At 47.7% G+C, this 5,971-nt stretch carries 4 protein-coding genes; 1 reads left to right on the forward strand and 3 read right to left on the reverse strand.

All coding sequences use genetic code 11. The annotated features are described in order from the left end of the window. Positions 1 to 277: 277 nt before the first annotated feature. Positions 278 to 1,213, reverse strand: coding sequence for a LysR family transcriptional regulator (locus MO767_RS26930; protein WP_219097524.1), 936 nt, complete (start codon positions 1,211 to 1,213; stop codon positions 278 to 280). Positions 1,214 to 1,314: 101 nt separating this feature from the next. On the opposite strand from MO767_RS26930, the gene MO767_RS26935 reads away from it, so the two are divergent. Further along, on the forward strand, positions 1,315 to 2,043 hold the full coding sequence (locus MO767_RS26935; RefSeq protein WP_219097525.1) for an SDR family oxidoreductase: 729 nt from the start codon (positions 1,315 to 1,317) through the stop codon (positions 2,041 to 2,043). 491 nt (positions 2,044 to 2,534) lie between these two features. Here the strand turns inward: MO767_RS26935 and MO767_RS26940 are convergent, their stop codons facing one another. Then, positions 2,535 to 3,497 carry an MBL fold metallo-hydrolase gene (locus MO767_RS26940; protein ID WP_219097526.1) on the reverse strand — a complete coding sequence of 321 codons (963 nt, stop codon included), beginning with the start codon at positions 3,495 to 3,497 and terminating at the stop codon, positions 2,535 to 2,537. Between the two features lie 541 nt (positions 3,498 to 4,038). Then, positions 4,039 to 4,974, reverse strand: coding sequence for a LysR family transcriptional regulator (locus MO767_RS26945; RefSeq protein ID WP_219097527.1), 936 nt, complete (start codon positions 4,972 to 4,974; stop codon positions 4,039 to 4,041). Between the last annotated feature and the right edge of the window lie 997 nt (positions 4,975 to 5,971).

Genomic DNA, 5,971 nt, shown 5'->3' on the forward strand with positions numbered 1-5,971 from the left:
ACGTGAGACGCCGTAATCGCTCGACAGGCGGCCCTCACTTTTTATCGCTTAAGGTAATGATGTCCTCTTGAACTGAACAGACTGTAAAGGTTGTACGAATTTATCTGCGTCAGGAGGGATTGGGTTTAATTTAGGACTCTGACAAGCCGCGCATGATTCTAGGCTCACAGCGTTAGGTACCGAGCTTATCGCAATTTTGATCACGCGCATGAAGATAGCGGAAGCCTCGCCGCTTAGGTTAATACGTAACTCGCTTAAATTACAGCGCGTATGATTTCTATTCCACCAATTTCGCATCCACTGGTGTTTGTATTCCAGCGGGTTGGTCGCGAGACTTCCGTATATGCTCAATGAGCGCGCGTAACTTGGGCGCAAGATTGTGACGACTCGGGTAGTAAAGAAAAAAACCGGGGAAGGGGGACAGGTAGTTATCCAACACAGTCACCAGTTCACCGCGATCCAGGTAGGTACGAAACGTATCTTCAATGCCAAAAGTAATCCCGCCTCCGGCCAAAGCGGTACGCACCATAAGCGTCATGTCATTGGTTGTGATTTGCGGCGCGACCGCCACCGCGAACGTTTGCCCGTTGTCTGTAAACTCCCAGCGATGAGGTGCGCTGCCAGGGCTCGGACGCCAGCCAATACAACGGTGATTGGTAAGATCGCTAGGGTGAAGTGGTGTGCCATAGCTAGCGAAATAGGCGGGTGTCGCGACAGCGACCTCTCGCTGATCACCCGTTAATGAAATCGCGATCATATCCTGCTCAATCACTTCACCTAGCCGAACGCCAGCATCAAAACCACGCTCAACAATATCAAATTCTTCATCGGTCACCGTGATATCGAGCGTGATCAGGGGAAAAGCATGGGCAAACTCCGCGATTAAGCGCCCATCTAAAAAGCGTTCAGCAATAGATGTCACGGCCAATTTCAACCGACCTCTCGGCGGTCCTTTCATCGTTGCTTCGTCAAGGGCGCCCAATAACGCAGCAATCAGACCTGCAGTTTGGCGGTGCAGTGTTTCGCCGGCTTCAGTCAGGCGGACGCTTCGCGTGGTGCGATATACGAGTGCAATGCCCAACGCGTCCTCCAACCTCCGAATGCTCTGGCTGATAGCGGAGCGAGTAACGTCTAATTTTTCGGCGGCCCCACGGAAGCTCTGCACCTGCGCGACCGCTGCGAAGACCTTCAAAAGGTTCAGATCAAAGTTCATTGTAAAGTCCTGCTAACCTATTTGGTTACCTAAAGGGGTGTTCTCTCGAAAATGCGGTACAGCTATCGTGTGCGTCAACTTCCTGTACCGAGAACTGAAATATGAGCATTAATAAAATCGTTCTGATCACCGGCGCTTCCAGCGGCATTGGCGAGGGTATTGCTCGCGAACTCGCCGCAGCTGGCGCAACCCTCCTACTTGGCGCTCGTCGCGTCGATCGACTTGAAGTTCTTATAAACGAAATCAATAATTCCGGCGGACAGGCAGAGTTCCGAAAGCTAGATGTTACTGACAAAGCTGACGTGGAAGCATTCACGCAATATGCTCGCGAGCGCTGGGGCAGGGTAGACGTAATTATCAACAATGCCGGTATCATGCCGTTGTCTCCACTCGCCGCGATGAAGACCGATGATTGGAACAGGATGATCGACGTTAATATCAAAGGCGTCCTGCATGGAATCGCGGCTGTGTTACCCGAATTCATTTTGCGAGGTACGGGACATGTGATAAATATTGCGTCGGTTGGAGCGTTGACCGTATCACCGACAGCGGCTATTTACTGCGCTACCAAATATGCGGTGCGGGCCATTTCCGATGGTTTGCGTCAGGAGCGATCGGATATTCGCGTTACCTGCGTACACCCTGGGGTAGTGGAAAGTGAATTGGCATCGACCATTACCGATTCGGCCACTATCCAAGCAATGGCAAGTTATCGAGCAATCGCTTTACAACCGGACGCCATTGGCCGCGCAGTACGGTTTGCGATTGAGCAACCGGATGACGTAGACGTAAATGAAATTGTCATCCGCCCAACACGAGCTTTTCACTGAGGATGGTCAGCGAAGGCACCGTAATACGAGCAAGATAAAACCATCTAGTTAAAGCCACTTCTTTCAATAAATTCATCATATGAAAACGGAAGAGTATTTAAGAGGTTCGACTCGGGTAGTCGGTCGCCGAGGAATAAACCTCGGCGAACGTTCTCGATCTGATCTTCCAGATTGTTTGGGTTTTAGATGTTTGTTAAGCCTATTAATGAAATACAAAAAGCATTCTTTAGTGAGGCGCGTTGCAGTGAGGTGTACTATCATGTGCTCCGAAATTAGTGACAAGTGTATTTGATAGTTTAAAAATTTTTTAAATGATTATAATATCTGTCGCCGTTTTCAATTGAACGTTAAGTTCGCTAATCGCTTTGTCGCTTGACCGTCCTTGGTCCATAGATGCTGAGCTACTCAATCAATCTACTACAGCCCAATCAAAGCATATTGGAAAGCATCCAATAGTCGTGTGTTCAGGTGGCAGATGTTGTAACTGCCAATTACCATTCACCTCGCCGATGATTGCTAACCCAGCGATACATCCCTAAGATATTCAGTTTGTTCATCACATCGAAAGCAATCCAGTGCTTCACTTCGTCGCTGAACTTGACGTTACGATAGAGTTCATCCCATGACTGCCCAGCCCTAACCAGGCTCAATACTTGCTGGTGCAAGTCGATGAGATACGCGCGAAGGGCAGCCTGATCTGCTTTAGTCGACGGGGTGTAATGTCCAACGTCGATAATGTCCACATCTTGTTGAGCAACCCAATCCAGCGTTTCGATCCAGCCATCATAATAGAAGTCTAAAAAGTCGTTGTAGGGCATCGATTTGTTTTCACATACATCCGTGCACTGCAATGCCTTATATTCTGGAAATAACACCATAATCATGCTGTCGGAATGACTGGAGGCAACTCGGTGCAATAGCACTGTTTCTGTCCCCAGTGTAATCTTCATATCTTCATCAAATACTCGATCGGGCACAGCCGTGGGTAACTTCTCACCGACAATCGGTTCTACGGCGCGCTGATTAGCTACAACAATCGCACCATCCTCCTGGAAAATCTGCGCACCACTGATGTGGTCGGCGTGACCATGAGTGTAGACCACGTACTTAACCTTTGCGCTGAAACGCTTCATAATTTCGTCACGAAGCCAACTCGCGGTGCAAGTCATTGCTGGATCTATCACCAGTGCGCCGTTTTTAGTGATCAGGACCAGGCCACTGTGAACGGCTAATCCAGCGCCTGTTGTGTGACGGTAGAGATTTCCCTTAATTTGCTCAAGGTTTCGTGGAGTGTCTGGACAGGCTGCAGCCGTAAAGTCAGGGAGCTTCGAGCGATTTTCATACGGCGCGTGGTCAAGTGTGATTCCGTTATCCTCTGCCCATACGTTAGACGACAATGCCGCCAAAACTGTCATCGAAAACGCAAGATGTTTAATACGAATTGTCTTTTTCATAACCCACCCTTTGTTTGTTATTAGTAACGCGGTAGATCGCTGAGAGAAGTTTCTGATTGTAGCGAAAATCATCAAAGTTTAAATAAATCAGATTGGATATTTTTGCATGGATCGTAGAAAGCTCAGTTTGGAAAGTATTGCTGTTTGAGTATCTAGTTAAGAGTATACATTTTTTGAGGATTTTAATTACTGAAAGGGCGTCAGCTGCTATTTTGTCTGAATAAATGAAAATCAACTTTTAGTAATGCTGGCCAGCCCAACAACAGTTACAGCAAAACGATTTTTTCGTCAATACCTTGAGCCTTTCAAATAAGGGAAGGTCGACTCTCAATGTTGGGAGCGATAAATAAGACTCTTGATTAACCGCCCAGATTTCGAGACGGCAAATGCTCGAGTGCCAGTTGACCGTTGATTTCTAGGCTAAAATAATCAGTGGGGCCTTGTTGTAAAAATAAAATTAGCTGCACCTGTCGTTATGTATCGGTCTTCTCGCCAGGTTATTTAAATTATTTAATATCCCACCTGCTGCTTAATCCGAAATTCAGGCTCCTGTATTTTTGGGACCATGATCATCTTTGGATTTTGAAGTTTCTACCTCGGCTTCGGTGAAGAAGTTACAAGTGTACCGTGAGCAAAATTCCAAATATGCTCGAACAATGGGCGACGGATGGCGACTGGAGGGATACAACAGATTCACTTCCTGCTCTGGTAAAGGGAAGTTGGGAAGGATCACCACCAATTCTTCACTCGTTAGAGCCTTCGACGCTAAGAACGGAGGCAGCTCGGTAATAAGTTCTCCCCGTAACGCCCGACTTCTAAGATGTAAATAATCATTCGTAGAAAGTAAGGGGTCGGTTATAAACTTTTGATTCCCAAGGTGCCAGGTACTGTTGGTTCCACTGCCATGTCCCCATACTCCACAAGGAAAGCGACTGAGGTCAGCGGGGCATTCAGGTATGCCAAGTTTTTCAAGCAATTCTGGACTGGCAACGAGATGGTGTCTATATGTCACTTGGTGTCGAGCCACCATCGTGTCGTGAATGATTGCTCCGACTCGTACCGCTACGTCAATTCCGTCCTCAATTAAATTAACTCGTCGCTCGGTAGTGAGTACACTTACCTTTACACCCGGATACAGTTTCTGGAAAGCGCTAAGTAGCTCCCACCAAGGCTTAAATACTGGAGGCATCGACAGTCGCAATTTACCCCGCAAAACAGGTCTATTGGATACAACCGCCTGCTCAGCTTCGATCATGCAATCTAGACCCCTCGTTGCATGTTCGTATAAACGGCTACCCGCCTCAGTTAACTGGATGCCGTGCGATGAACGCTCCAGCAACTGGGTATCCAATTCTCGCTCGAGTTCTCGAATGTGCCGACTGAGTGTCGCTAACGGAATATTATTGGATTGCGCTGCGGCCGAAAGGCTCCCGCATTCTGCCGATTGTACAAACATTCTCACCGAATTGAGATTCATTCGTATATACCTATCCAAGCTTAGACAACGCGTATTTTTATTGGTTTGACAGTGCTGAGTCCGGTAGGTGCCCACTGGGGGGCGTCTACAATTTGCAACTACGATGGCAGTTAATCAAATATATCGGAGGACTTAAGGGATGAAAAGCTCTTAAAGATCGTTTCAAAATAGAGAGGGTGATCTATCATTTTTAGATATTGTGAGGTTATGGGTAAGCCGGTATCGTATAAAGGACTCTTAGATTAATATTGGTAATCGTGTAGCCTGTATTCATAAACAATTTCTCGTCGATTGGTTGCGAGCAGCGGTTTACATCGTCAGGCATTGCGATAGCTTTCGGTCTTCAATGGCTCGCTCGCTCGTTCATCCATCTAAATGATATCATTTCAATAATGAATGTAAGGGTATAGATTTTATAGTGCCTTTTTTAGGTTGCCTGATAATTAGTTAACTTAGTCTCTCTTATCTTTTCAATGAGAAGGGGGGATGTGCAGAAGATTTTCATATTTGTAACTTTTTGTTTGCTTCGTTGCCGACAATCATGCTTATCATTCAACTTCGTCAGGGCCAATAGCCGGGCGTCAAAGGATTGTCATCGGGTCAAAAGCCCGGCAATCGCAGCCGATCGGGTCCACCCTAACGCTGTCACCCCAGCGCAGGCCGGTCCCCGTCGTTGACCCTCAAACGAATGGTGAGGTTTCAATTGGTCAAGCGGTATGCATTCGTCGGTGTAATGGGTAGGACGACCGAAGTCGCCACTCTCGCCGGCCGTTCCCCAGCTGTTTGCGATTCATGCCTTGCTGCAATGTTCGCCAGCGAATTCCCCTGCAACCTTCTGCACGCCTCTGCGTCTATCAACGACGTGGATCCGCGAGTACGAGCCGCACTATCCCCCTGATTTCAAATGACCGACCCGGCACGCAGTGTCGGCCTGACTGGCGGGAGATGAACGTCCCAGCCAACACACAAAAATAATGTAGTCATGGACGGTAGCCTG

This window comes from Pseudomonas sp. UYIF39 (assembly GCF_029963765.1).
Lineage (GTDB): Bacteria > Pseudomonadota > Gammaproteobacteria > Pseudomonadales > Pseudomonadaceae > Aquipseudomonas.

Excerpts from the sequence above, each read along its gene's own strand:
- MO767_RS26930 (WP_219097524.1), bottom strand. The coding sequence starts at position 1,213 with ATGAACTTTGATCTGAACCTTTTGAAGGTCTTCGCAGCGGTCGCGCAG.
- MO767_RS26945 (WP_219097527.1), bottom strand. The coding sequence starts at position 4,974 with ATGAATCTCAATTCGGTGAGAATGTTTGTACAATCGGCAGAATGCGGG.
- MO767_RS26935 (WP_219097525.1), top strand. The coding sequence starts at position 1,315 with ATGAGCATTAATAAAATCGTTCTGATCACCGGCGCTTCCAGCGGCATT.
- MO767_RS26940 (WP_219097526.1), bottom strand. The coding sequence starts at position 3,497 with ATGAAAAAGACAATTCGTATTAAACATCTTGCGTTTTCGATGACAGTT.